Annotated in this window: 18 protein-coding genes and 1 pseudogene; 4 read left to right on the forward strand and 15 right to left on the reverse strand. The window is 71.1% G+C overall.

Annotated elements, in window-relative coordinates; all coding sequences use genetic code 11:
• Positions 1 to 11 precede the first annotated feature (11 nt).
• From ACFT7S_RS21175 to hrcA, 6 genes are all read right to left on the reverse strand, one after another.
• Positions 12 to 1,073, reverse strand: a complete 1,062-nt coding sequence (locus tag ACFT7S_RS21175) for a tetratricopeptide repeat protein (protein WP_382734108.1) — start codon at positions 1,071 to 1,073, stop codon at positions 12 to 14.
• Positions 1,070 to 2,377 (reverse strand): tetratricopeptide repeat protein, encoded by a 1,308-nt coding sequence (locus ACFT7S_RS21180; RefSeq protein WP_382734111.1) that lies wholly within the window; start codon positions 2,375 to 2,377, stop codon positions 1,070 to 1,072. Before ACFT7S_RS21180 ends, ACFT7S_RS21175 begins: the two co-directional genes overlap by 4 nt.
• A 55-nt stretch (positions 2,378 to 2,432) precedes the next feature.
• The gene (locus ACFT7S_RS21185) at positions 2,433 to 3,179 is read right to left on the reverse strand and encodes a 16S rRNA (uracil(1498)-N(3))-methyltransferase (protein WP_382734114.1); all 747 of its coding nucleotides are present in this window, start codon (positions 3,177 to 3,179) and stop codon (positions 2,433 to 2,435) included.
• Complete coding sequence (locus tag ACFT7S_RS21190; protein WP_382734116.1) at positions 3,176 to 4,249, reverse strand: nitronate monooxygenase; 1,074 nt, start codon at positions 4,247 to 4,249, stop codon at positions 3,176 to 3,178. Before ACFT7S_RS21190 ends, ACFT7S_RS21185 begins: the two co-directional genes overlap by 4 nt.
• 155 nt (positions 4,250 to 4,404) lie before the next feature.
• A complete protein-coding gene (dnaJ, locus tag ACFT7S_RS21195) occupies positions 4,405 to 5,541 on the reverse strand; it encodes a molecular chaperone DnaJ (RefSeq protein ID WP_382734119.1) in 1,137 nt (378 codons plus the stop codon).
• A complete protein-coding gene (hrcA, locus tag ACFT7S_RS21200; RefSeq protein ID WP_382734122.1) occupies positions 5,542 to 6,558 on the reverse strand; it encodes a heat-inducible transcriptional repressor HrcA in 1,017 nt (338 codons plus the stop codon).
• Between the two features lie 163 nt (positions 6,559 to 6,721).
• Here hrcA and ACFT7S_RS21205 point away from each other — a divergent pair, with 163 nt between their 5' ends.
• Positions 6,722 to 7,444 (forward strand): MBL fold metallo-hydrolase, encoded by a 723-nt coding sequence (locus ACFT7S_RS21205; protein WP_382734125.1) that lies wholly within the window; start codon positions 6,722 to 6,724, stop codon positions 7,442 to 7,444.
• Between the two features lie 25 nt (positions 7,445 to 7,469).
• Positions 7,470 to 8,288 (forward strand): DUF3097 domain-containing protein, encoded by an 819-nt coding sequence (locus ACFT7S_RS21210; protein ID WP_382734128.1) that lies wholly within the window; start codon positions 7,470 to 7,472, stop codon positions 8,286 to 8,288.
• Between the two features lie 217 nt (positions 8,289 to 8,505).
• Here ACFT7S_RS21210 and hemW read toward each other — a convergent pair whose 3' ends face one another.
• The 4 genes from hemW to lepA all read right to left on the reverse strand — a co-directional run bounded on the left by hemW (position 8,506) and on the right by lepA (position 16,042).
• Positions 8,506 to 9,747: a radical SAM family heme chaperone HemW gene (hemW, locus tag ACFT7S_RS21215; RefSeq protein ID WP_382734131.1), complete on the reverse strand. Its 1,242-nt coding sequence runs from the start codon at positions 9,745 to 9,747 to the stop codon at positions 8,506 to 8,508.
• Between the two features lie 38 nt (positions 9,748 to 9,785).
• Positions 9,786 to 11,780, reverse strand: coding sequence for a SpoIIE family protein phosphatase (locus ACFT7S_RS21220; protein ID WP_382734132.1), 1,995 nt, complete (start codon positions 11,778 to 11,780; stop codon positions 9,786 to 9,788).
• 221 nt (positions 11,781 to 12,001) lie between these two features.
• Positions 12,002 to 13,891, reverse strand: coding sequence for an AMP-dependent synthetase/ligase (locus tag ACFT7S_RS21225; RefSeq protein WP_382734135.1), 1,890 nt, complete (start codon positions 13,889 to 13,891; stop codon positions 12,002 to 12,004).
• A gap of 276 nt (positions 13,892 to 14,167) precedes the next feature.
• Positions 14,168 to 16,042 carry a translation elongation factor 4 gene (gene lepA, locus ACFT7S_RS21230; protein WP_382734138.1) on the reverse strand — a complete coding sequence of 625 codons (1,875 nt, stop codon included), beginning with the start codon at positions 16,040 to 16,042 and terminating at the stop codon, positions 14,168 to 14,170.
• A 217-nt stretch (positions 16,043 to 16,259) separates the two neighbouring features.
• Between lepA and rpsT the strand changes: the two genes are divergently transcribed.
• A complete protein-coding gene (gene rpsT, locus ACFT7S_RS21235) occupies positions 16,260 to 16,526 on the forward strand; it encodes a 30S ribosomal protein S20 (protein WP_382734140.1) in 267 nt (88 codons plus the stop codon).
• Between the two features lie 379 nt (positions 16,527 to 16,905).
• Here the strand turns inward: rpsT and holA are convergent, their stop codons facing one another.
• Positions 16,906 to 17,892 (reverse strand): DNA polymerase III subunit delta, encoded by a 987-nt coding sequence (gene holA / locus ACFT7S_RS21240; RefSeq protein ID WP_382734143.1) that lies wholly within the window; start codon positions 17,890 to 17,892, stop codon positions 16,906 to 16,908.
• Between the two features lie 61 nt (positions 17,893 to 17,953).
• Here holA and ACFT7S_RS21245 point away from each other — a divergent pair, with 61 nt between their 5' ends.
• Positions 17,954 to 18,199, forward strand: a complete 246-nt coding sequence (locus tag ACFT7S_RS21245) for a hypothetical protein (RefSeq protein WP_382734146.1) — start codon at positions 17,954 to 17,956, stop codon at positions 18,197 to 18,199.
• A 25-nt stretch (positions 18,200 to 18,224) separates the two neighbouring features.
• Here the strand turns inward: ACFT7S_RS21245 and ACFT7S_RS21250 are convergent.
• The 4 genes and pseudogenes from ACFT7S_RS21250 to ACFT7S_RS21265 all read right to left on the reverse strand — a co-directional run.
• Positions 18,225 to 18,451, reverse strand: a pseudogene (locus ACFT7S_RS21250) (YceI family protein); the annotation flags it as partial.
• The gene (locus tag ACFT7S_RS21255; RefSeq protein WP_382734148.1) at positions 18,427 to 19,290 is read right to left on the reverse strand and encodes an arylamine N-acetyltransferase; all 864 of its coding nucleotides are present in this window, start codon (positions 19,288 to 19,290) and stop codon (positions 18,427 to 18,429) included. The gene ACFT7S_RS21255 and the pseudogene ACFT7S_RS21250, both read right to left, overlap by 25 nt.
• A 126-nt stretch (positions 19,291 to 19,416) precedes the next feature.
• A complete protein-coding gene (locus ACFT7S_RS21260) occupies positions 19,417 to 21,936 on the reverse strand; it encodes a ComEC/Rec2 family competence protein (protein ID WP_382734151.1) in 2,520 nt (839 codons plus the stop codon).
• Positions 21,933 to 22,721: a helix-hairpin-helix domain-containing protein gene (locus ACFT7S_RS21265; protein WP_382734154.1), complete on the reverse strand. Its 789-nt coding sequence runs from the start codon at positions 22,719 to 22,721 to the stop codon at positions 21,933 to 21,935. The genes ACFT7S_RS21260 and ACFT7S_RS21265 overlap by 4 nt, the downstream gene beginning before the upstream one ends.
• Positions 22,722 to 23,260: the final 539 nt, after the last annotated feature.

Genomic DNA, 23,260 nt, shown 5'->3' on the forward strand with positions numbered 1-23,260 from the left:
GGGCCGGCCGGTCAGCGCGTACGGGGCCGGTCGAACCAGATCGTCAGCAGGATGGGTATCAGCCCCGTCCAGAACAGCGCCTGCGGGATGCCCCGCTCGGTCCAGGGGACGAGGAGCATCGGCAGGGCGCAGAGCGTTCCCCACATCGCCTGGACGAGCACGAGCCTGGCCCAGAAGTGCCCCCGCACCAGCTCCAGCATGCTCAGCCGCACTCCGGTACGGAGTTTGCGGTACCGCCGCCACGCGCCGAAGCCCCAGGCGGCGGCTATCAGGGTGAGCGCCCACAACCGGGTGCCGAGAGGCAGGGGCATCGCCTTCCCCTCGCCCTCGTCCGGGAAGATGTCCACCGCCAGGGCGGCCATGACGAGGCTGAGGACGGCGAGCCAGCGGGTGCCGCGCAGCATGCGGAACACGGCCCGGTGCAGTCCGGCGCGCAAGGAGGTGTCGTCGGGGGCGGCCGAGAGCGCCGTGGCGTATCCGTCGGTCACCTCGCCGAGTTTGACGCCGAGCCGGTGCTCCTGGATGGACGCCTGCTCGCCGAGGGCCCAGGAGTTGTCGGGCTCGATGCGCAGCGTTTCGCGGACGGCCCCGTCGCGCAGCTCGCGCAGGCCGCTGACCATGGCGATCTTCCAGAGCGCGTAGTGGGCTCCGACCGCTTCCGGGCCCAGCCGGACGGCTTGTTCGGCGGCCTTCAGCGACTCCGGCCGGCGTGGCGGCCAGGCCATCAGGGTCTCGGAGAGCGCGGCGTACGCCTGCCATGTCTCGGGGAGGAGCCGGACGGCATCCTCGGCTGCCGCGAGCGCCTCGTCGGGGCGGCCGGAGCGCCGGAGGCCGTACGCGCGCAGGATCAGGGCGTCGCCGTCATCCGGAGCGATGCGCAGCGCCTCGCCGGTCGTGGTGAGCACCTCCTCGAACTCCCGCATGTCCCAGTGGCAGCGGGCGAGTTCGCGCCAGGCGACGGAGTCCTCCGGGTCCTCCGCGAGCCGGCGGGCGAGCAGTTCCTTCGCCTGGTCGGTGCGGCCGAGGGAGTTGAGGGCAACTGCCTGTTCGGTGAGGGGATGCTGAGTGGTCACAGTCGGCGTGTCTTCTTCAGGTAGGCCATCAGGTCGTCGTAGCTCCCGCCGTCGTTGGCGTACATCGCGACGTTGCGGGCCGTCGCGAACCACGGCTCGGTGGAGGGCCGTACGGCCTTCGTCGCAGCCAGCAGGTCCTTCATGTTGATCAACCGGACCGTGCCGGTGCGGGCCGAATCCAGCAGGGCGGTCTCGGAGGCGGATTCGCAGACGTGGGCGAGGTCGGCTCCGGAGAAGTTCTCGGTGGCCTTGACGAGCTTGCCCAGGTCGACCGATTCGATGGGCCGCTCGCTCAGGTGGTAGCGCAGGATCGACTCGCGGGCCGGGGCGTCGGGCGGCAGGACGAGCAGGGTGCGGTCCAGTCGGCCGGGACGGCGCAGCGCGATGTCCACGTCCCAGGGGACGTTGGTGGCGGCGAGCACGAACACACCGTCGTTGGCGGCTCCGACTCCGTCGAGCTCGGTGAGGAGCTGGTTCACGGTGTTGCGCATGCCGCTGCTCGCCATACGGCTGCGCTTCGCACCGAGGGCGTCCAGCTCGTCCAGGAAGACGACGCAGGGCGCCTGGCGGCGGGCGGTCCGGAAGATCTCGTGCATGTTGCGCTCGGAGTTGCCGATCCACATGTCGAGTACGTCGTTGACCGAGACGGACATGAAACTGGCGCCGAGCTCGCCCGCGACCGCCCGGGCTATGAACGTCTTGCCGCAGCCGGGCGGACCGTACAGGAGGAGTCCGCCGCGCAGGCTCTTGCCGTACAGCTTGCGCAGCTCTGGGTTGCGCAGGGGCGCGAGGAACGCCGCCTCCAGGCGCTCCTTGACCTCCTCCATGCCGCCGACGTCGGCGAGGCGCAGCGTGGGCACCTCCGTCTCCCAGGCCGAGGCGTCGCCGGGGTCGCCGCTGCCGTCCGCGGCGAGCGGGGCCTCGGGGGTCGTAGCCGACTCCGGTGCCACGAAGCGGGGCGGGACGGCGCCCTTGACCTCGTTCTCGGCGGCCTTCCAGTCGAACCCGTCGGCAGGCGTGGGGGGTTCGGCCGCACTCCGGACCTGCTGGTGCTGCTGAACCGGCTGAACCGACTGTTGCGGTTGTTGCGGTTGTTGCGGCCCGCCCATCGCGCGCAGCATCAGGGCACGTGCCGCCTCGTCCCCCGGTGCGTGTTGGAGCGCCACCGCCGCCTCGGCGACCGCCGCGTCCGGGCGGCCCTCGGCGATCAGGAGTTCGGCGAGGTGCAGCCGCAGGGGTACGTCGCCGGGCGCCGCCTCCACAGCGGTGCGCAGGCTCGCGATCAAGGGGGAGTCGTGGGACATGTGATCAGCCTACGGAGGGGGTCAGACAACGGGCGGCCCCGGGGGTGACGGGGCTTCAGCCCCAGCGCCCGGTGCGGCCCATCAGGAGTGCGGCGGCGGCCGTCCCCGCGGTCGAGGTGCGCAGCACGCTGGGGCCGAGGCGGTACGCCGGTGCCCCTGCCTCGGCGAACACGGCGAGCTCCTGCGGGGAGACGCCGCCCTCGGGGCCCACGACCAGCACGATCGAGCCCCGGTCGGGGAGTTCGGCGGCGGCGAGCGCCCGGCTGGCGTGCTCCCGGTCCTCGTGCAGCACACCCGCGAAGTCGGCGGCGGCCAGAAGTGCGGCCACCTGCTTGGTCGTCATCGCCTCGGTCACCTCGGGGAAGCGCACCCGACGGGACTGCTTCCCCGCCTCGCGGGCCGTACTCCGCCACTTGGCCAGCGACTTGAGACCGCGGTCGCCCTTCCACTGGGTGATGCAGCGCGAAGCCTGCCACGGCACGATCGCGTCGATGCCCGTCTCCGTCATGGTCTCGACGGCGACCTCGCCGCGGTCGCCCTTGGGCAGTGCCTGGACCACGGTGATACGGGGGCTGGGCACCGGTTCCTCGTACACCGGCTCCAGATCCGTGATCAGGAGCCGGTCCTTGCCCTCGACGGCCCGGACGACGCCTTCCGCCCAGCGGCCCCGCCCGTCGGTGAGGACGACCTCCTCGCCCGCGTGCAGCCGCTTCACGGAGACGGCGTGCCGTCCCTCGGGGCCGTCCAGGACGAACTCGGCCCCGCCGGGGAGCTGTTCGACGACGAAGACCGGTGCCGTCACTCGGCACTCCTCACACTCAGGGCCGCACGCGCGGCTTCCAGTTCGGCGGCGAGCAGGTCGATCAGTTCCCCGGCGGGCAGCTCGCGTGCCATCCGGTGCCCCTGGCCCGCCCACAGCGCCATGCCCTGGGCGTCCCCGGCCTTGGCCGCGGCCTTGCGCAGGCCGCTCGTCAGATGGTGCACCTGCGGGTAGGCGGCCGGGGCGTAGGGGCCGTGTTCGGTCACGAAGCGGTTGACGAGACCGCGCGCGGGACGCCCGGAGAACGCCCGGGTCATCGCGGTCCGTACGAACAGCGGGTTGGTCAGTGCCTGCTTGTGCAGCAGGTGGGCGCCGGACTCGGGGGTGGCCAGGAAGGCGGTGCCGAGCTGCGCCGCGTCGGCGCCCGCCGCGAGGACGGCGGCGATCTGGGAGCCGCGCATCAGCCCGCCCGTCGCGATGAGCGGCAGCTGCACGCTCTCGCGTACCTGGGCGAGGAGGGACAGCAGCCCGATTCCGGTGTGGTCTGCCTGCGGGTCGTCGCGGTGCGTGGACTGGTGGCCGCCGGCCTCCACGCCCTGGACGCAGACGGCGTCGGCGCCCGCCCACTGCGCGGCCTGCGCCTCCTCGGCGGAGGTGACCGTCACGACGGTGTACGTGCCCGCCTGGGCGAACGCGTCGAGGGTTTCCCGGGAGGGGCAGCCGAAGGTGAAGGAGACGACCGCCACCGGGTCCTCCAGGAGGATCGCGACCTTGGCCTCGTAGCCGTCGTCCCCGCAGGAGTCCACCTCACCGAGCGCAGTCTCGTACCAGAGGGCCTCACCGGCGAGCTGGTGCCGGTACACCTCGACCTCGCTCGGGTCGGCGTGGCCGGTCTGCGGCATGAAGAGGTTCACGCCGAAGGGCTGCCTGGTCAGTCCGCGCACCCTTTTGATCTCGTTGTACATGCCGTCCGCCGTCTTGTACCCGGCGGCGAGGAAACCGAGCCCACCGGCCTCGGCGACAGCGCCGACGAGCTGCGGGCCGGACACTCCGCCCGCCATGGGGGCCTGCACGATCGGATACCGGCAGAGATCGGTCAACGCGGAGGACATGCCCGCATCGTGCCACGTCCGGTGCACCGCGCCGAATCAGCCAGGGGGCGGAGCGGACGGTATACCAGCGCAGGTCGCACCACATGCCGCACCGCCCGCCGGTACGAGACCGACGGGCGGTGCGGGACAAGGCCACAAGCGGTGCGGATCGCCGGTCAGCGACCGTTGAACGCGTCCTTCAGCCGGGAGAAGAGCCCCTGCTGGCCTGGCTGAAACTGGCCGGTGGGCCGCTCCTCGCCGCGCAGCTGCGCGAGCTCGCGCAGGACCCGCTCCTGTTCCGCATCCAGCTTCGACGGGGTCATGACCTCGACGTGCACGATCAGATCCCCGCGCCCGCCGCCCCGCAGATGCGTGATGCCGCGCCCGTGCAACGGAACCGACTGGCCGGACTGCGTGCCCGGCCTGATGTCGATCTCCTCCATGCCGTCCAGCGTCTCCAGCGGCACCTGGGTGCCGAGGGCCGCCGCCGTCATCGGGATGGTGACCGTGCAGTGCAGGTCGTCGCCGCGCCGCTGGAACACCGCGTGCGCCACCTCGTGGATCTCGACGTACAGATCGCCGGCCGGGCCGCCGCCGGGGCCGACCTCTCCCTCGCCCGCGAGCTGGATGCGGGTGCCGTTGTCGACACCTGCCGGGATCTTCACCGTGAGGGTGCGCCGCGAGCGGATGCGGCCGTCTCCGGCGCACTCCGGGCAGGGGGTCGGCACGACCGTACCGAAGCCCTGGCACTGCGGGCAGGGCCGCGAGGTCATGACCTGGCCGAGGAAGGACCGGGTGACCTGGGAGACCTCGCCGCGGCCGCGGCACATGTCACAGGTCTGGGCGGAGGTACCGGGTGCGGCGCCCTCACCACTGCAGGTCGTACAGACGACCGCAGTGTCGACCTGGATGTCCTTGGTCGTACCGAAGGCCGCCTCGGAGAGGTCGATCTCCAGCCGGATCATGGCGTCCTGGCCGCGCCGGGTCCGCGAACGGGGCCCGCGCTGGGACGCCGTACCGAAGAACGCGTCCATGATGTCGGAGAAGTTGCCGAAGCCACCCTGTCCGAATCCGCCCGCGCCACCGCCGCCCGAGGCGGACAGCGGGTCGCCGCCGAGGTCGTAGACCTGCTTCTTCTGCGCGTCCGACAACACCTCGTAAGCGGCGTTGATCTCCTTGAACCGCTCCTGGGTCTTCGGATCGGGGTTGACATCCGGGTGCAGCTCGCGGGCGAGCCTGCGGAATGCCTTCTTGATCTCGTCCTGAGATGCGTCGCGGCGCACGCCGAGTACGGCGTAGTAGTCCGTGGCCACTTACGACTCCGCCAGGATCTGTCCGACGTAACGTGCCACTGCGCGTACCGCTCCCATCGTTCCGGGGTAGTCCATGCGGGTCGGTCCGACCACGCCGAGTTTGGCGACTGCCTCGTCGCCCGAACCGTAGCCGACCGCGACCACGGACGTGGAGTTGAGGCCCTCGTGGGCGTTCTCGTGACCGATACGTACGGTCATGCCCGAGTCCTTGGCCTCGCCGAGCAGCTTCAGCAGCACGACCTGCTCCTCCAATGCCTCCAGCACCGGCCGGATCATCACAGGGAAGTCATGCCCGAAGCGGGTGAGGTTGGAGGTGCCGCCGATCATCAGCCGCTCCTCCGTCTCCTCCACCAGAGTTTCGAGAAGGATCGAGAGGACCGTGGAAACGGTTCCTCTGTCCTCGCCCTCGAAGGACTCCGGCAAGTCCTGCACCAGTTGCGGGACATCCGCGAAACGGCGTCCCACGACACGGCTGTTGAGCCGCGCGCGGAGGTCCGCCAGAGATGTCTCACCGAACGGCGCAGGGCAGTCGATCATACGCTGTTCGACCCGGCCGGTATCCGTGATCAGTACGAGCATCAGCCGGGCCGGAGCCAGCAGAAGCAGCTCCACGTGCCGCACCGTCGAACGGGTCAGCGAGGGGTACTGCACGACGGCGACCTGCCGGGTCAGCTGCGCGAGCAGCCGCACCGTCCGGCCCACGACGTCGTCGAGGTCGACCGCGCCGTCGAGGAAGTTCTGAATGGCCCTGCGCTCCGGCGACGACAGGGGCTTGACGCCCGCGAGCCGGTCGACGAAGAGCCGGTAGCCCTTGTCCGTCGGAATGCGCCCCGCGCTGGTGTGGGGCTGGGCGATGAAGCCCTCGTCCTCCAGCACCGCCATGTCGTTGCGGACCGTGGCCGGGGAGACCCCGAGCTTGTGCCGCTCGGTCAGCGCCTTGGAGCCGACCGGCTCCTCGGTGCCGACATAGTCCTGGACGATGGCGCGCAGCACTTCGAGTCTGCGTTCGCTGAGCATCGCGCACACCTCCAGCTTGGTTCTCGGTCTCGGCCTGGCACTCTGTGCGTTCGAGTGCCAGCAATCCCTTCGGTCAGTGTACGGGGGCGGGGTGGCCCCCGGGCAAGGGCGACCGGCCAAGCTACCGCGAGACTGTGCAGGTCGTTGCCGATAGCGTCGTTGTATGGACGTCTCTTGGGAAGAGCTGGGCTGGGAGCGGTTGGGCAACGGTGTGGGCCGTCGGCGCCTTCCGGTGTGGGACGCGACGGCCGCACTGGTGGCGGGAGGGGACCGTGTCCTGCTCTTCGACACCGGTTCCTCGCTCCGTGAGGGCGCCGAGCTGCGCTCCCAGGCGCAGCGTCTGCTCGGCCGGAGGGTGACGCATATCGCACTGAGCCACCCGCACTTCGATCATGTTCTGGGCACCGCGGCGTTCTCCGGGGCCGAGGTGTTCGGGGCGGTCGGCATCGCCGGTCTGCTCCGGAACGGGGCGGACGAGCTGCACAGCTCGGCGGTGCACCACGGAGTGTCCGAGCACGATGCCGCGGAGGCGGTGGACGTGCTGGTCGCCCCGCACCACGAGGTGTGCGGGGAGTGGACGCTCGATCTGGGCGGCGGGCTCCAGGTGCTTCTGGCCAATGTGGGGCCGGGTCACAGCGGTCACGACCTGGCCGTACTGGTGCCGGGCTCACCCGCCGTGGTGTTCTGCGGCGATCTGGTCGAGCAGTCCGGGGAGCCACAGGCCGGCCGCGACGCCATCCCGTCCCGCTGGCCGGCCGCCCTGGACCGGCTGCTGGCTCTGGGCGGCGAGGACGCGGTGTACGTACCGGGGCACGGGGCGGTGGTGGACGCGGCGTTCGTACGGATGCAACGTGATCAACTGGCGGCGCAGTTCGGCGTGTCGTGACCGTCCGCCGCCGTATCGTCGTCCGATGCGCAGCTACCAGCCGGACCTGACCCCGCCGTGGAAGAAGTCCGTACCGGCCCCCGAGGTCCCCGCCGAGCCCGATCTGGTCGTCGAGGAGGCCGCCACCGGCTTCTGCGGGGCGGTGATCCGCTGCGAGAAGACGGCCGAGGGCCCGACGGTCACCCTGGAGGACCGCTTCGGTAAGCACCGGGTGTTCCCGATGGAGCCGCGCGGCTTCCTGCTGGAGGGCCGGGTGGTCACGCTGGTCCGCCCCACCTCCGCGGCCCCCGCCCGCCCCGCCCGCACGGCCTCCGGCTCGCTGGCGGTCCCCGGGGCGCGTGCACGGGTGGCACGGGCGGGCCGGATCTATGTGGAGGGCCGCCACGACGCGGAACTGGTCGAGCGGGTCTGGGGCGACGACCTCCGTATCGAGGGCGTGGTCGTCGAGTACCTGGAGGGGATCGACGACCTCCCGGCGATCGTCCGCGACTTCTCCCCCGGCCCGGACGCGCGACTGGGCGTACTGGTCGACCACCTGGTCCCGGGCTCGAAGGAGTCCCGCATCGCCGCCCAGGTCTCGGACAGCAACGTCCTGGTGGTGGGCCACCCGTACATCGACATCTGGGAAGCGGTGAAACCGTCCTCGGTGGGCATCACGTCCTGGCCGAGGGTCCCGCACGGCCAGGACTGGAAGACGGGCGTATGCCGCGCCCTGTCGTGGCCGGAGAACACGGGCGCGGCCTGGCAGCGCATCCTGTCGACGGTGCGCTCGTACCGCGACCTGGAACCGGAACTGCTGGGCCGGGTGGAAGAACTGATCGACTTCGTCACGGCCCCTGAGTAGGCCCGCCGACCACCCGGCCACTGTCCTCAATCGCCGGACGGGCTCGAAGGCTGTCCTCAATCGCCGGACGGGGCTTGATTCCTCGCCTGGCCCCACCCTGCAAACCCACCCCGGCCACCCCCAGCCCGCCCGGCGCTTGAGGGCACGCATTTCAGCCGGTCCGGCGCTTGCGGACCGGGGCCCGGGGCGGAGCCCCGGAACACCCCGCCGCAGGCGTTCAGTCCACCAGGTCCCGGACCACCGCATCGGCCAGCAACCGCCCCCGCAACGTCAGCACCGCCCGTCCCGAAGCAAACGCCCCCTCCTCCAGCAGCCCGTCCCCCACCGCACGCCCCGCCGCCGCCAGCCCCGCCGGAGCCAGCAGCGACAGCGGGCAGCCGTCCACCAGCCGCAGCTCCAGCAGAATCCGTTCCACCCGTCGGTCCTCCGCGGACAGGACCTCACGCCCCGCCCCCGGCGACCGCCCTTCGGCCAGGGCCTGCGCGTACGCTCCCGGGTGCTTCACGTTCCACCAGCGCACCCCGCCCACATGGCTGTGCGCTCCGGGCCCCGCACCCCACCAGTCGGCCCCGCGCCAGTACAGCTCGTTGTGCAGGCACCGGCCCTCCGGCGTCCGGGACCAGTTCGACACCTCGTACCAGGAGAAGCCCGCCGCGGCCATCGCCTCGTCCGCGATCAGATAGCGGTCCGCGTGCGCGTCGTCATCGGTCATCGGGATCTCCCCGCGCCGGATGCGCCGGGCCAGCTGGGTGCCCTCCTCGACGATCAGCGCGTATGCCGACACATGGTCGGGCCCGGCACCGATCGCCGCGTCCAGCGTGGCGCGCCAGTCGTCGTCGGACTCCCCGGGCGTGCCGTAGATCAGGTCGAGGTTGACGTGCTCGAAGCCCGCCTCCCGCGCCTCGGCGACGCACGCCTCCGGCCGGCCGGGCGTATGCGTCCGGTCGAGGATCTTCAGCACGTGCTGCTTCGCGCTCTGCATCCCGAAGGAGACCCGGTTGAAGCCGCCTTCCCGCAGCGCCGCCAGATACGCCGGATCGACGGACTCCGGATTCGCCTCCGTCGTCACCTCAGCGTCGTCCGCGAGCCCGAACTCGTCACGGATCGCCCCCAGCATCCGTACGAGATCGGCGGCGGGCAGCAGCGTCGGCGTCCCGCCCCCGACGAAGACCGTGCGAACCGGCCGCGGGTCGTCGCCGAGCACCTTGCGGGCCTGGCGGACCTCTTCGATCAGGTGTGCCGCGTAGTTGTCCCGGGAAGCCAGCGCACCGCCGGAGCCACGCAGCTCGGTGGCGGTGTAGGTGTTGAAGTCGCAGTACCCGCAGCGCGTCGCGCAGTACGGGACGTGCAGGTAGAAGCCGAGCGGTCGGTCGGCGGCGCCGTCCAGGGCGTGGCTGGGCAGCGCCCCGTCCTCGGGCACGGGCTCACCATCGGGCAGTACGGAAGGCATACCGTCCATTGTCACTCGCCGCCGGACCTGCCCCGCACATCCGCGTCTCAGTCGACCTGGAGCACCAGAAGAGCCAGATCGTCGTCTGGCGGCCGCTCGGCGAAGTCGTGGACGGCCCGTTTGATCCGGTCCGCGATCCCTTCCGCGGGCAGCCCCGCGCAGCCGGCCAGGGCCCGCGCCAGCCCGTCCCCGTCGTCGAACATGGCCGGCCCGGAACGCCGCTCCGTCACCCCGTCGGTGACACAGAGCAGGCTCTCGCCCGGCGCCAGATCGAAGCTCTGGCTCTCGTACGCGACGTCCTCGACGACCCCGAGCAGCACCTGCGGCTCCGCGGCGGGCCGTACGGAACCGTCCGGGCTCAGGAGCAGCGGCAGCGGATGGCCGGCGCTGGCGACGGTGCAGCGCACCCCGCCGCCGGGGAGCGGCACCACCTCCCCGTACAGGAGGGAGAGGAACCGGGACTGCGAGCCGTCCAGGATCTGCTGGCCGCCCGCTGCCGCGACCATCAGCGCGGCGGCCTCGGCCGCTTCCATCGCGTCGTCGAGGAGCAGCCGGTTGAGCCGGTCCAGGACCTTGCCGACGCCGAAGCCCTCGCGGGACAGGAGCCGCAGCCAGGGCCGGGCGAGCCCGGTGACGACGGCGGCCTCGGGGCCGCTGCCCTGGACGTCGCCGAGGACGAAGCACCAGCGGTCGCCCGGGCACGGGAAGATGTCGTAGAAGTCACCGCCCACGACGCCGTCGTCGCCCGGTTCGTATACCAGGGCGCTGGTGACGCCGGGAATCTCGGCGACCTTGCTGGGCAGCAGTCCGCGCTGGAGGATGCGGCTGATGGTGGCCTGCCGGGTATAGGCGCGGGCGGCTCCGACGGCGAGGCCGACGCGGCGTACGAAGTCCTCGATCAGCGAGGCCACGTCGTCGGGCACACGGGGAACGCCCTCCCGGCCGACGAGCACGGTGCCGAGCGTGCGGCCGCCGGCGGTGATGCGGTACGCGAGCGCTGCCCCGTCACGGCCCCCGGGCAGCGGACCCGCCCCGTCGCCCGGCTCCCGCTCCGCCCCGGGCTCCGTCTCCGCTCCCGGCCGGCGGCCCCCCGAAGCGTCCCCTGCGCCCTCCCCGGGCCACGGCACGGGCACCGGGCCCGTACCGACGCTGCCGGGCAGCCTGAGCGGTTCCTTCTCCAGCGCCGTACGCAGCTGTTCGGTCCCGTTCTCGTCGCTGTGCCAGACGCGGGCCAGCCGTGGGTCCGCGCAGGGCCCCGCGCCCTCGCTCTCCAGCCAGATCGCACACCAGTCGGCGAGCCTCGGCACGAGCAGCTGGCCCGCTATGGCCGCCACCAGGTCCTCGTCGAGCTGGCCGGCGAGCAGATCGGACGCTTCGGCGAGGAAGGAGAGCGCGGCCCGGCTGTCCCAGTCGGCGTCGTCGCGTTCGACGCGCCAGGACGCGGGGGCGAGGATCTCCGCGGCGGGCAGACCGTGCTGGACCGCCGCCTCCTCCGACGGGGCGGTTGCCCCTCTCCAGGCGTCGACGCAGAGGCGGGCCCAGACGGTCTTGAGGCCGGTGCGGTAGGTAATGCCCCAGGACTCGGCGAGGGTGGCTACGAGGCGTAACCCGCGGCCGTACTCCGCAGGGTCGGGGTGGGCCGCCCGCTCGGTCCCGGAAGCGGTCCCCTCCCCGCTCACGGTGCGGGCGGGGTGGTGGTCGGTGACTTCCATCACCAGGGCCGCCGTTTCGCCCTCGGATGCCTCTTCGAGGCGCAGGAGCAGTTCGACCGTCGTCCCGGCGTGCACGACCGCGTTGGTGACCAGCTCGTTGGCCACGGTCACCGCGTCGTCGGCGAGCCGGTCGCTGAACCCCACGGCCGCAGGCACACCGAGCCCGGTCCAGTCGGCGAGGGCGGCACGGACGAACCCACGGGCCGCGGAGGGAGTGAGAGCGATTCCGGGCAGGCTCGTTCGAACCACCTGGCGCGGATCGTCGCGGTGACCCGCGACGGCGGTGACGGGACGGTGAATGATGTCCCGCTGCAAGGGAATTGGCCCCACGGTGCGGCTCCTACCGGGTCTCACGAGATGCGGCCGACGACACACGACAGAGTGACAGACCGACCGCGTACATAAGCACCGAGTTACCGAAGTGGGCGCAGAAGCGGGCGCGAACGAACAGGAGATGAGCTCATGGGAACGCGGACGGGGCCGGTGGGTGATCAGCCCCCACCGGCCCCGTTCCCGCGTGCGCGTCGCTCACACGCGGTCCCGCCCGCGCGTCACGCCTCGCGGGACCCCGCGTACATGTCCTCGATGAGCTGCTTGTACTCGCGCTCGACGACCGGCCGCTTCAGCTTCAGACTCGGGGTCAGCTCGCCGTGCTCGATGTCGAGGTCACGCGGCAGCAGCCGGAACTGCTTGATGGTCTGCCAGCGCTGGAGACCCTCGTTGAGGCGCTTCACATAGCCGTCGACGAGCTCCACCGTCTGCGGCGACGCCACCACCTGCGCGTACGACTTGCCGCCGAGGCCGTTCTCGGCAGCCCAGCCGAGCAGAGTCTGCTCGTCGAGGGCGATCAGGGCGGTGCAGAAGTTACGGTCCGCGCCGTGCACCAGGATGTTGGAGACGAACGGGCACACCGCCTTGAACTGGCCCTCGACCTCGGCCGGGGCGATGTACTTGCCACCGGACGTCTTGATCAGGTCCTTCTTGCGGTCGGTGATCCGCAGGTAGCCGTCGGCGGAGAGTTCGCCGATGTCGCCCGTGTGGAACCAGCCGTCGGACTCCATCACCTCGGCGGTCTTCTCGGGCAGCCGGTGGTAGCCCTCCATCAGGCCCGGGCCGCGCAGCAGGATCTCGCCGTCGTCCGCGATCCGGACCTCGGTGCCGGGGAACGGCTTGCCGACCGTGCCGGTGCGGTAGGCGTCGCCCGGGTTCACGAAGGAGGCGGCGCTGGTCTCGGTGAGCCCGTAGCCCTCCAGGATGTGGATGCCGGCGCCCGCGAAGAAGAACCCGATGTCGGGGGCGAGCGCCGCGGAGCCGGAGACGCAGGCGCGGAGCCGGCCGCCGAACGCCTCGCGGATCTTGGAGAAGACGAGGGCGTCGGCGACCTTGTGCTTGGCGCCGAGCGCGAACGGCACGGAGGCCTTGCCGGTGCGGCGGAAGTTGTCCTGCGACACCTTCGCGTACTCCCGGGCGACCCCGGCGGCCCACTGGAAGATCTTGTACTTGGCGCCGCCACCGGCCCGCGCCTTGGAGGCGACCCCGTTGTAGACCTTCTCGAAGATCCGGGGGACGGCCGCCATGTAGGTCGGCTGGACCACCGGAAGGTTCTCGATGATCTTGTCGACGCGGCCGTCGACCGCGGTGACGTGACCGATCTCGATCTGACCTGAGGTGAGGACCTTGCCGAAGACGTGCGCGAGCGGCAGCCAGAGGTACTGGACGTCGTCCGTGCTGAGCTCGACGGCGGTGACGGTGGCCTTGGCCATGTACGACCAGTTGTCGTGCGGCAGCCGTACGCCCTTGGGGCGGCCGGTGGTGCCCGAGGTGTAGATCAGGGTCGCCAGCTGGTCGGCGGTGATCGCCGAGACCCGGTCCGTGACCGCGTCCGGGTTCTTCTCCAGGTATGCGGTGCCCTTGGCCTCCAGGTCCGCCAGGGTGAGAATCCAGCCCTCGGGGTCGTCGTCGGCGGGCTCGACGCCCGCCGGGTCGATGACGACGACATGGGCCAGGTCCGCCAGCTCGGAACGGCGCTCCCGTACCTTCGCCAGCTGGGCGGCGTCCTCGGCGATCAGGAAGCGGCTCTCGGAGTCGGTCAGGATGAAGGCGGACTCTTCGGCGTTCGTGGAGGGGTAGATCGTGGTGGTGGCGGCACCCGCGCACATCACGCCGAGGTCGGCGAGGATCCACTCGACCCGGGTGGAGGAGGCGAGCGCGACCCGCTCCTCCGGCTGGGCGCCCAGCGTGATCAGTCCGGCTGCGATGGCGTAGACCCGTTCGGCGGCCTGCGCCCAGCTGAGCGACTTCCACTCGTCGGGGCCCTGGCCGGACGCGGCGGGCACTGGATAGCGGTACGCCTCTCCGTCCGGCGTGGCGGCCACGCGCTCGATGAAGAGATTCGCCACGGAGGGCGGTCGGTTATCGATCAGGGTCATTGTGTCGCTCACGACGTCCTCCGGGCCTGCGGCATTGCTACGACCGGCTATTTGATGCTGCTCAGGTGCCTGCTTCTGTCCTGCTCTGTACCTGCGGTGTCCTGCTGCGCGTTCCCGCTCGATCACGCTTGTTTAACTGGCGAGTAACCACCGAGCCGTGATCAGGGTAGAGCGCACACGTCCGCCGCGTAAGGGGCAACAGGCCGCCGCTTTGATAACGAACGGACCCCTGTGCCGCAGGGTGCTGCGGCACAGGGGTCCGTGAAACTACTCATCGGTACGACGGGGCTACTTCTTGGCCTTGCCCTCGCCGGCCGACTCGTCCGTCGACAGCACGGAGATGAAGGCGTCCTGCGGAACTTCCACATTGCCGACCATCTTCATGCGCTTCTTGCCTTCCTTCTGCTTCTCCAGCAGCTTCCGCTTACGGGAGATGTCACCGCCGTAACACTTGGCGAGGACGTCCTTGCGGATGGCGCGGACGGTCTCACGGGCGATCACCCGGGAGCCGATGGCGGCCTGGATCGGCACCTCGAAGTTCTGCCGCGGAATGAGCTTCTGCAGCTTGGCGACGAGCCGGACGCCGTACGCGTACGCCTTGTCCTTGTGCGTGACCGCGGAGAACGCGTCGACCTTGTCGCCGTGCAGCAGGATGTCGACCTTGACGAGCTCGGCGGACTGCTCACCCGTGGGCTCGTAGTCGAGCGAGGCGTAACCGCGGGTCTTGGACTTCAGCTGGTCGAAGAAGTCGAAGACGATCTCGGCGAGCGGCAGGGTGTAGCGGATCTCGACCCGGTCCTCGGAGAGGTAGTCCATGCCGAGCAGGGTCCCGCGGCGCTGCTGGCAGAGCTCCATGATCGCGCCGATGAACTCGCTGGGCGCCAGGACCGTGGCACGCACGACGGGCTCGTGCACCGCGTCGATCTTGCCCTCGGGGAACTCGCTCGGGTTGGTGACGATGTGCTCGGTGCCGTCCTCCATCTCGACGCGGTAGACCACGTTCGGGGCGGTGGCGATGAGCTCCAGACCGAATTCGCGCTCCAGGCGCTCACGGACCACGTCGAGGTGGAGCAGTCCGAGGAAGCCGACACGGAAGCCGAAGCCGAGTGCCGCGGAGGTCTCCGGCTCGTACACCAGGGCGGCGTCGTTGAGCTGGAGCTTGTCGAGGGCCTCGCGCAGGTCGGGATAGTCCGAGCCGTCCAGCGGATAGAGACCGGAGAACACCATCGGCTTGGGGTCCTTGTAGCCGCCCAGCGCCTCGGTCGCCCCGTTGTGCAGGGAGGTGATGGTGTCACCGACCTTGGACTGCCGGACGTCCTTCACACCGGTGATGATGTAGCCGACCTCTCCCACGCCGATGCCGTCGGCCGGGGTCATCTCCGGGGAGGAGACACCGATCTCCAGCAGCTCGTGGGTGGCGCCCGTGGACATCATCCGGATGCGCTCGCGCTTGTTGAGCTGGCCGTCGATGACACGGACGTAGGTGACGACACCCCGGTAGGGGTCGTAGACCGAGTCGAAGATCATCGCGCGGGCCGCTTCGTCCGCCTGACCCACGGGGGCTGGGACATCCCTGACCACCCGGTTGAGCAGGGCGTCCACACCGACACCGGTCTTCGCCGAGACCTTGAGCACGTCCTCCGGCTGGCAGCCGATGAGGTTGGCCAGTTCCTCGGAGAACTTCTCGGGCTGCGCGGCCGGCAGGTCGATCTTGTTGAGCACCGGAACGATGGTGAGGTCGTTCTCCATCGCGAGGTAGAGGTTGGCGAGCGTCTGGGCCTCGATGCCCTGCGCCGCGTCCACCAGCAGAACCGTGCCCTCGCAGGCGGCGAGCGAACGGGAGACCTCGTACGTGAAGTCCACGTGGCCCGGGGTGTCGATCATGTTGAGGATGTGGGTGGTGCCCTGGTCCTCACCCACAGTGGGCGCCCACGGCAGACGTACTGCCTGGGACTTGATGGTGATGCCGCGCTCGCGCTCGATATCCATCCGGTCGAGGTACTGAGCACGCATCTGCCGCACGTCGACCACACCGGTCAGCTGAAGCATCCGGTCGGCAAGCGTCGACTTGCCGTGGTCGATGTGGGCGATGATGCAGAAGTTGCGGATCAGCGCCGGGTCGGTACGGCTCGGCTCGGGCACGTTGGTAGGAGTCGCGGGCACGCAGGGTCCTGATTCTTGAGACGCCGAACGCCGTGTCTCGGGTCGATGTCGGGTCGGTCGGATCGATACGTAAGCTCTATCGTCCCACGCCTGCGGGGCAGGGACCGGTTTGGGCCGGTAGGACGGCGGCTGGTACCGTGGGCAGCTGTGCCTCGTGGCCCTCAGAAGCGGCGTGGCGCACATAGAAGATCCAACGAACCTGAAAAGGCTCTATCTCGTGGCGAACATCAAGTCCCAGATCAAGCGGAACAAGACGAACGAGAAGGCGCGCCTGCGCAACAAGGCCGTCAAGTCGTCGCTCAAGACCTCGATCCGCAAGGCCCGTGAGGCTGCCGCTTCCGGCGACGTCGAGAAGGCCACTGTGGCCGTCCGTGAGGCCTCGCGTCAGCTCGACAAGGCTGTCTCGAAGAACGTCATCCACAAGAACGCTGCCGCCAACAAGAAGTCGGCGCTCGCGCTCAAGGTTGCCTCCCTTCAGGGCTGAGCTACTGATGTGATCGCCGGAACGGACTCAGCGGGCCCTCTCTCCCGCTCCTGACCGGCACCCCGCGCCGCACACCGAACCTGCGTTCGCCACGCGGGTGCGGCGCACCAAAGCCTGAACCGAAGCCCCGGAACCGCCCTCCCCAGGGCGGACCGGGGCTTTCGGTATGTCCGCGGCTCGGGCGTTTCGCGGCTCGGACGATTCCGCGGCTCGGGCGATTCCGCGGCCACCCGGCATCTCCGGGGCCACCCGGCATTTCAAGCCCGTCCGGCGATTGAGGACGTCTCTTTAGCCCGTCCGGCGTTTCGAGGACACCCTTCAAGCCCGTCCGGCGCTTGAGGACAAAGCGGCAACCGGACGCGCCCGGCACCCCTCCCCGCTACCTACCCGCCCGCGCTGCCCGCGCAACGGCAACCACGGCCTTCTCCAGGGCGTACTCCGGATCGTCCCCGCCGCCCTTCACCCCCGCATCCGCCGCCGCAACCGCACGCAACGCGTCCGAGACCCCGTCCGGTGTCCAGCCACGCATCTGCTGGCGCACCCGGTCGATCTTCCACGGCGGCATCCCGAGCTCACGGGCGAGATCCGCCGGCCGTCCGCCCCGCGCCGAGGAGAGCTTCCCGATCGCACGGACGCCCTGTGCGAGGGCGCTGGTGATCAGGACGGGGGCGACGCCGGTCGACAGCGACCAGCGCAGGGCCTCCAGGGCCTCCGCCGCCCGGCCCTCGACCGCGCGGTCGGCGACGGCGAAGGAGGAGGCTTCCGCGCGCCCCGTGTAGTAACGCCCGACGACCGCCTCGTCGATGGTGCCCTCGACGTCGGCCACCAGCTGGGAGGCCGCGCTCGCCAGCTCCCGCAGATCGCTCCCGATGGAATCAACGAGGGCCTGGCACGCCTCGGGGGTCGCGGAACGCCCCAGCGCCCGGAACTCCGACCGTACGAAGGAGAGCCGCTCGGCGGGCTTCGTGGTCTTGGGGCAGGCGACCTCGCGCGCACCGGCCTTCCGGACCGCGTCCAGCAGCCCCTTGCCCTTGGCCCCGCCCGCGTGCAGCAGGACGAGGGTGATCTCCTCGGCCGGCGCGGTCGCGTACGCCTTGACGTCCTTGATCGTGTCGGCGGAGAGATCGTGTGCGTTGCGCACGATCACCACCTTGCGCTCGGCGAAGAGCGAAGGGCTGGTCAGCTCGGCGAGGGTGCCCGGCTGCAGCTGGTCGGAGCTGAGATCGCGGACGTCCGTATCGGCGTCGGAAGCGCGGGCCGCCGCCACCACCTGCTGCACGGCACGGTCGAGGAGGAGGTCCTCCTGGCCCACGGCGAGCGTGATGGGAGCGAGCAGGTTGTCGGTGGAATTACTTCTGGTGGCCATCGCGCTCCAGCATCCCACGCCCCACTGACAGCCCCCTGTGCCCGTACCCGAGAATGGGCGGGTGAGCGATGTGAGACATGTACTGGTGCTGCCCGACCGCGATATGGCGGAGGAGGTGGCCGGGGAGCTCTCGGGCCGCTTCGGCGTCACCGAGGAGCCCCAGCTCGTACGCGACGCCCTGGCCGGCGAGGACGATGCCGAGGACGCCCAGTGGCTGGTGATCGTGGAGGACCCTGCCGGACGGCTCGATTCCGCGGCGCTCGATGCCTTCGCCGCGGAGTACGACGGGTGGCTGGAGCAGCCTTAGGGCATCTCCGGCCGGCGTTTCCGGGTCAGTCCTTGGGGACGATCTGGATGCCCATGTCGATCTCGATGCTGGGGCCCACGACCGCGATCCCGCGGGCCGGCATCGTCTGCCAGGTGAGGGTGAAGTCTCGCGGTGCAGTTCGGTGGTGGCACAGCAGGCGGCGCGGGTCTCGCCCTCCAGGCCGTTGCCCTGGCCCAGGTACTGGGTGTCCAGCGTCACCGAACGGCTCACGCCGTGCAGGGTCGGCGAACCGCGTCGAGAGCCCCCCGCACCTCGGGGAGCCGTTCGAGCAGCAGCCCGAAGTGGTCGCGGTAGGCGGCCAGCACCTCGGCGTCGGTGGCCAGGGGCGTCTCGTGCCGTACGCCCCGCACGGTGGTGACCAGCTTCCGGCCGCTGAGCGTGACCCGGCCGTCGTCCGTGACCCGGGAGCAGACGACGGACCGGACGAAGTGCGAGTCGGGAGAGGTGCGGTGGTACCAGGCTCCCACCCGGAATTCGGCCAGTGACCTCGGTCGCAGGTCGAGACGGAACTCCCGTGAGCCGTCGCGCAGCAGATCCACATCGCCCTGCGGAGCCTCCCGGAACCGGAACACACCGCGCGGGTCCTCCTGCTCGGTCCGGTCGTCGAGTGCGAGCGGCCGCTGGGCATGGTCGCCGAATCCGACATCGGCCAGCCAGGGGCCCGTGCTGTCGTCGGTCTCGACGCGCAGGGCCATGTGGTCGTACGGGATGCCGAGCTGTCCGCCGTCGCCGAAGACCCGGGCCTGGAGCAGCGTGACGCGGAAGCCGAGGGCGCGCAGCAGGAAGGCGAAGGCGCCGTTCAGCTCGTAACAGAAGCCACCGCGGCGGGCTCCCACCACCTTGTCGAGGAGGGCGCCCTCCTCCAGGACGATGTCCTCGCCGAAGTGGACCGAGAGGTTCTCGAAGGGGACCGCTGTCAGGTGGCGGAGCTGGAGCTCGCGCAGGGCCGCCGCGTCGGCGCGCGCAGGGCGGGCGGCGCCGATGCGCTCCAGGTAGGCATCGACCCGGGCATCCGCAGGCATGTCGGCGTGCGAGGGAACAGTGACCATCTGCGGGGCATCCGGATTCATAACGAGATTCTGTCCTGGCTACCCACCCCCGCGCCAGCACCCTTGGTCCTACGACCACGGCCCGCCGCACGCTCATGAACTGCCGACAGCTCATGAACTGCCGCACGCTCATGAACTGCCGACAGCTCATGAACTGCCGACCGCTGTCAGTGCCGCGCCTGACCCCGTGATCGCGATGGCACCGTCCCTGTCCGTACGCAGCACTCTCGCTCCCCCGCCGGTCAGCGCCTCGACCGTACGGGCCGATGGATGCCCGTACGGGTTGTCCGTACCGCAGGAGATGAGGGCGAACCTCGGCCGTGCGCCACGCAGCAACGCGGCGTCCTGGTAGGCGGAGCCGTGGTGCGCCACCTTCAGGACGTCCACCCGGGGCAGCGCCGGGTAGCTGCGCAACAGCCCTCGCTGGGCCGGAGGTTCGAGATCGCCGAGGAGCAGCAGGGTCAGCTCCCCCGACCGGACAAGGAGGGTGACGCTGGAGTCGTTCGGCTCCTCCGTCACGAAGCCGGGCCCGATGCCCCGCCCCTCGTCCCCCGGCCACAGAACCCTCCAGTCGAGCGGGCCGATCCTGCGACGCTCCCCCGGGGCCGCCCGCACCAGGGGCACCTTGGCCGCCGATGCCGTCCTCCGTACGAACTCCGCCTGCTCGGGCGGCTCGTCGAGGCTCGTCGTCTGGATCGCCCCCACCCCCCGGCCGCGCAACACCCCGGGAAGGCCCCTGACGTGGTCGGCATGGAAGTGGGTGAGGAGCAGCAACGGCACCCGGGTGACGCCGAGATCGCGCAGGCACCGGTCGACGAGCCGGGGCTCGGGACCCGTGTCGACGACCACGCCCGTACCGTCGCCCGCCGCGAGGACCATGGCGTCCCCCTGCCCCACATCGCACAGGGCGAAGGCCCAGTGGGGCGGCGGCCATCCGGTCATGATCCGGGTGAGCGGCACGGGCCGGAGCACCGCGAGGACCAGGAGCAGCGCGGCGGCCGAACAGACCCAGGGGCGCCGGGCCAGTCGCCGGGCAAGGAGCACGAGCAGAACGGTGAGGGCGGCGAGCAACGCCGCGCCCCGCCAGCCGCCGGGCCAGTCGGCCTCCGCCCCGGGAAGCGCCGCCCCGGTACGCGCCACGGACGCGATCCACCCGACCGGCCATCCCGCGACCCGGGCCAGCAGTTCGGCCACGGGCAGGGCAACCGGGGCAACGGCGAGCGCCGCGAACCCGAGCACCGTCGCGGGCGCCACGGCGAACTCGGCGAGCAGATTGCACGGAACCGCCACCAGACTCACCCGCGAGGCAAGGACGACCACAACGGGTGCGCACACCGCCTGGGCGGCGGCTGCCGCGGCGACCACTTCAGCGATCCGAGGCGGAACCCGGCGGCTGCGCAGCGCGGCGCTCCACCTGGGTGCGAGGGTGAGCAGCGCCCCGGTGGCCAGGACGGAGAGCAGGAACCCATAACTCCGGGCCAGCCACGGGTCGTACAGCACCAGCAGCAGAACGGCGGCGGCCAGAGCGGGAATCAGGGATCTGCGGCGGCCCGTTCCGATGGCGAGCAGGGTGATCAGCCCGCAGGCTGCTGCGCGCAGAACACTCGGCTCGGGACGGCAGACCACGATGAAGGCGAGCGTGAGCCCGCCGCCGATGAGCGCGGTCGTCCGCAAGGAGATCCCCAACCGGGGTGCCAGGCCTCGGCGTTCGATGCGCAGGGCCGTGCCGGGTGGCCCGATGAGCAGAAAGAGCAGGATCGATAGATTCGCACCCGAAACGGACAACAGGTGGGTGAGGTCGGTGGCCTTGAAGGCGTCCTGCAGCTCGGGGCCGACCCGCGAGGTGTCGCCGACGACCAGCCCCGGCAGCAGCGCCCGTGCGTCCGCGTCCAGCCCGTCGGTCGCCTCTCGCAGACCGGAGCGCAGTGCCCCCGCCGTGCGTTGGAGGAGGGTGGGGCGGCCGATGACCCGTGGTGGGTCGTCCGCGTCGGTGCGCAGGACCGCTGCGACGCGTTCGCCGTCGTGTTGCGGGGGCGCGAGTCCGCCGTTCAGACGGACGCGGGTGGAGGGCAGCAGTCGCTGCCAGCTCGCCGCCGCATCACCGGGCGAGACCATGACGAGTACCGGCGTACGGAGTCGGATCACGGCCCCGTCGGCGGTGGTCAGTCGCTCGACCTCGGCATCCAGGAGCAGGGAGACCGGTGTGCTGTGGTCGCCCCGCACGCGAGGCCGCGTCTGCCGCGGGTCCGAGGTGACCGTGGCCTCCACCGTGACCCTGCTGTAGGTGTCCGCCAGTCCGGGGAGCGGCCCCTGCCTGACATCGGCGCCGTACAGCCCGGCGGCCGCAGCCCCTGCCGCCGCGGACAGCAACACGGCGGCGACCGCGGTGGCCCGCAGCCGCCGGCCCGGCGGTGCGGACTCCCCCAAGGTCCCGGCCGTCTCTGGCCGCGCCGTCCGCGCCCCCCGGATCAGGAAGCCCACAGCCACGCAGACGCACGCCACCACTCCTACGACCACCCACAGCCCCGGCGCCCCGAGCGCGAGTGCCGCGGCGGCCCATACCGCCAGTGCGGGCGGGACCAGGCGCAGGTCGGCAGGTCCTTCCTGTCGCGGGTCGGACGCGCCCAGCCTCCCGCCCGATGCCGTGTGGACGTCGGGGGCGCTCATGGCCGGACCAGCGGCTGGAGGTCCTCGAACCGGCGGTCGCCGATCCCGTTGACTTCGCGGAGTTCGTCGACGGACCGGTATCCGCCGTGCTCGGCGCGGTAGTCGACGATGTGCTGAGCAAGTACCGGCCCCACGCCGGGCAGGGTTTCGAGCTGTTCGACGGTCGCCGTACTGAGGCTCAGGGGCGCCACCGGGCCTGTTGCCCCCGCCGTCCCCGCTCCACCTCCTCCCGCTCCACCGCCTCCCGGTCCACCGCCTCCCGAACCACCCGTGGACCAGGGCCCGGCGGGCCCGCCCACCACCACCTGCTCCCCGTCCGTCAGGACCCTCGCCCGGTTGAGACCCGTGACATCCGCACCGCCGCGCACCCCACCAGCGGCACGCAGCGCGTCCGCCACCCTCGACCCGGGTGGCAGGAACTGGATGCCTGGCCGGCGCACCTTGCCGCTCACATCGACGACGATCTGCCCGCCCGCCGCGCGGGTGGGCGGCGGACCGGCCGGCGGCTGTGGCCGCGGCCCCGAGCCCTCGGGAAGCGAGACCCCCGGCGCCGCAGGAGCGCTGGCACCGTCCTTCACTGGTTCGGGAGCACTGACTGCCTGCGGCCGGCCCGACCAGAAGTGCACCGCCGCCAGAATCGCAGCCGCGACCATCACCACACCGAGCGCCGCGAGGGTTCTCGGCTCCAGGCCGCAGCGCAGTTGCAGCCACAACGGCAGCCGCTCCCGCAGCGCGGGAACCGCCCGGTCCCGCCACCCCGGCCGGCCCCCCTCCGCTACCCCCACATCTGGCACAGAGGCGGGGACGGACGGCGAGGACGGCCCGGCGGTAGCGCCGTACGACCCCGCCATCAGCTCGTCCGCCCTCCGCCGCGAAGCCGCCGCGACAGCCGCCGCTCGCCCGCGCGCCGACCGCCGCCGCCCATGGCGAGCACCGTGGCGAGCACCGGGCCCCACGCCCGCCCCGGCCGCACCGCGTCCGGGCCCACGACCGGCCCCACCGGCCGGCCGACGCCCCGCGCGCGAGCCGGGGCGCGCGTCAGGGGACAGAGCCACGTCAGAGGATTCAGAGGATGGGGACGGACCCGCGTGCGGACCTGTCTGCGGGTCTGGGGACGAGTCCGGAGACAGAGAGACGGAACGGGCTGCGTGAAGCGATCGGAGGGCCATGCCTCATGACGTTAGGCATATCTGCCCGAACCTGCCGAGCACCCTCAATTCCGGTGGAAAACCATGTAGTTGTGGATAACTCCCTCACCCGCCGGAGTGAGTTCAGCATGGCGAGTTCAGCGCAGTGAGACCAGCGCAGTGAGACCAGCGCAGTG

This window comes from Streptomyces sp. NPDC057136, assembly GCF_042670885.1.
GTDB lineage: Bacteria > Actinomycetota > Actinomycetes > Streptomycetales > Streptomycetaceae > Streptomyces.

Coding starts and splice junctions, on each gene's coding strand:
- ACFT7S_RS21180 (WP_382734111.1), bottom strand. CDS start 2,377: ATGTCCCACGACTCCCCCTTGATCGCGAGCCTGCGCACCGCTGTGGAG.
- ACFT7S_RS21190 (WP_382734116.1), bottom strand. CDS start 4,249: ATGTCCTCCGCGTTGACCGATCTCTGCCGGTATCCGATCGTGCAGGCC.
- hrcA (WP_382734122.1), bottom strand. CDS start 6,558: ATGCTCAGCGAACGCAGACTCGAAGTGCTGCGCGCCATCGTCCAGGAC.
- ACFT7S_RS21205 (WP_382734125.1), top strand. CDS start 6,722: ATGGACGTCTCTTGGGAAGAGCTGGGCTGGGAGCGGTTGGGCAACGGT.
- ACFT7S_RS21210 (WP_382734128.1), top strand. CDS start 7,470: ATGCGCAGCTACCAGCCGGACCTGACCCCGCCGTGGAAGAAGTCCGTA.
- hemW (WP_382734131.1), bottom strand. CDS start 9,747: ATGGACGGTATGCCTTCCGTACTGCCCGATGGTGAGCCCGTGCCCGAG.
- holA (WP_382734143.1), bottom strand. CDS start 17,892: ATGGCCACCAGAAGTAATTCCACCGACAACCTGCTCGCTCCCATCACG.
- ACFT7S_RS21255 (WP_382734148.1), bottom strand. CDS start 19,290: ATGAATCCGGATGCCCCGCAGATGGTCACTGTTCCCTCGCACGCCGAC.
- ACFT7S_RS21260 (WP_382734151.1), bottom strand. CDS start 21,936: ATGAGCGCCCCCGACGTCCACACGGCATCGGGCGGGAGGCTGGGCGCG.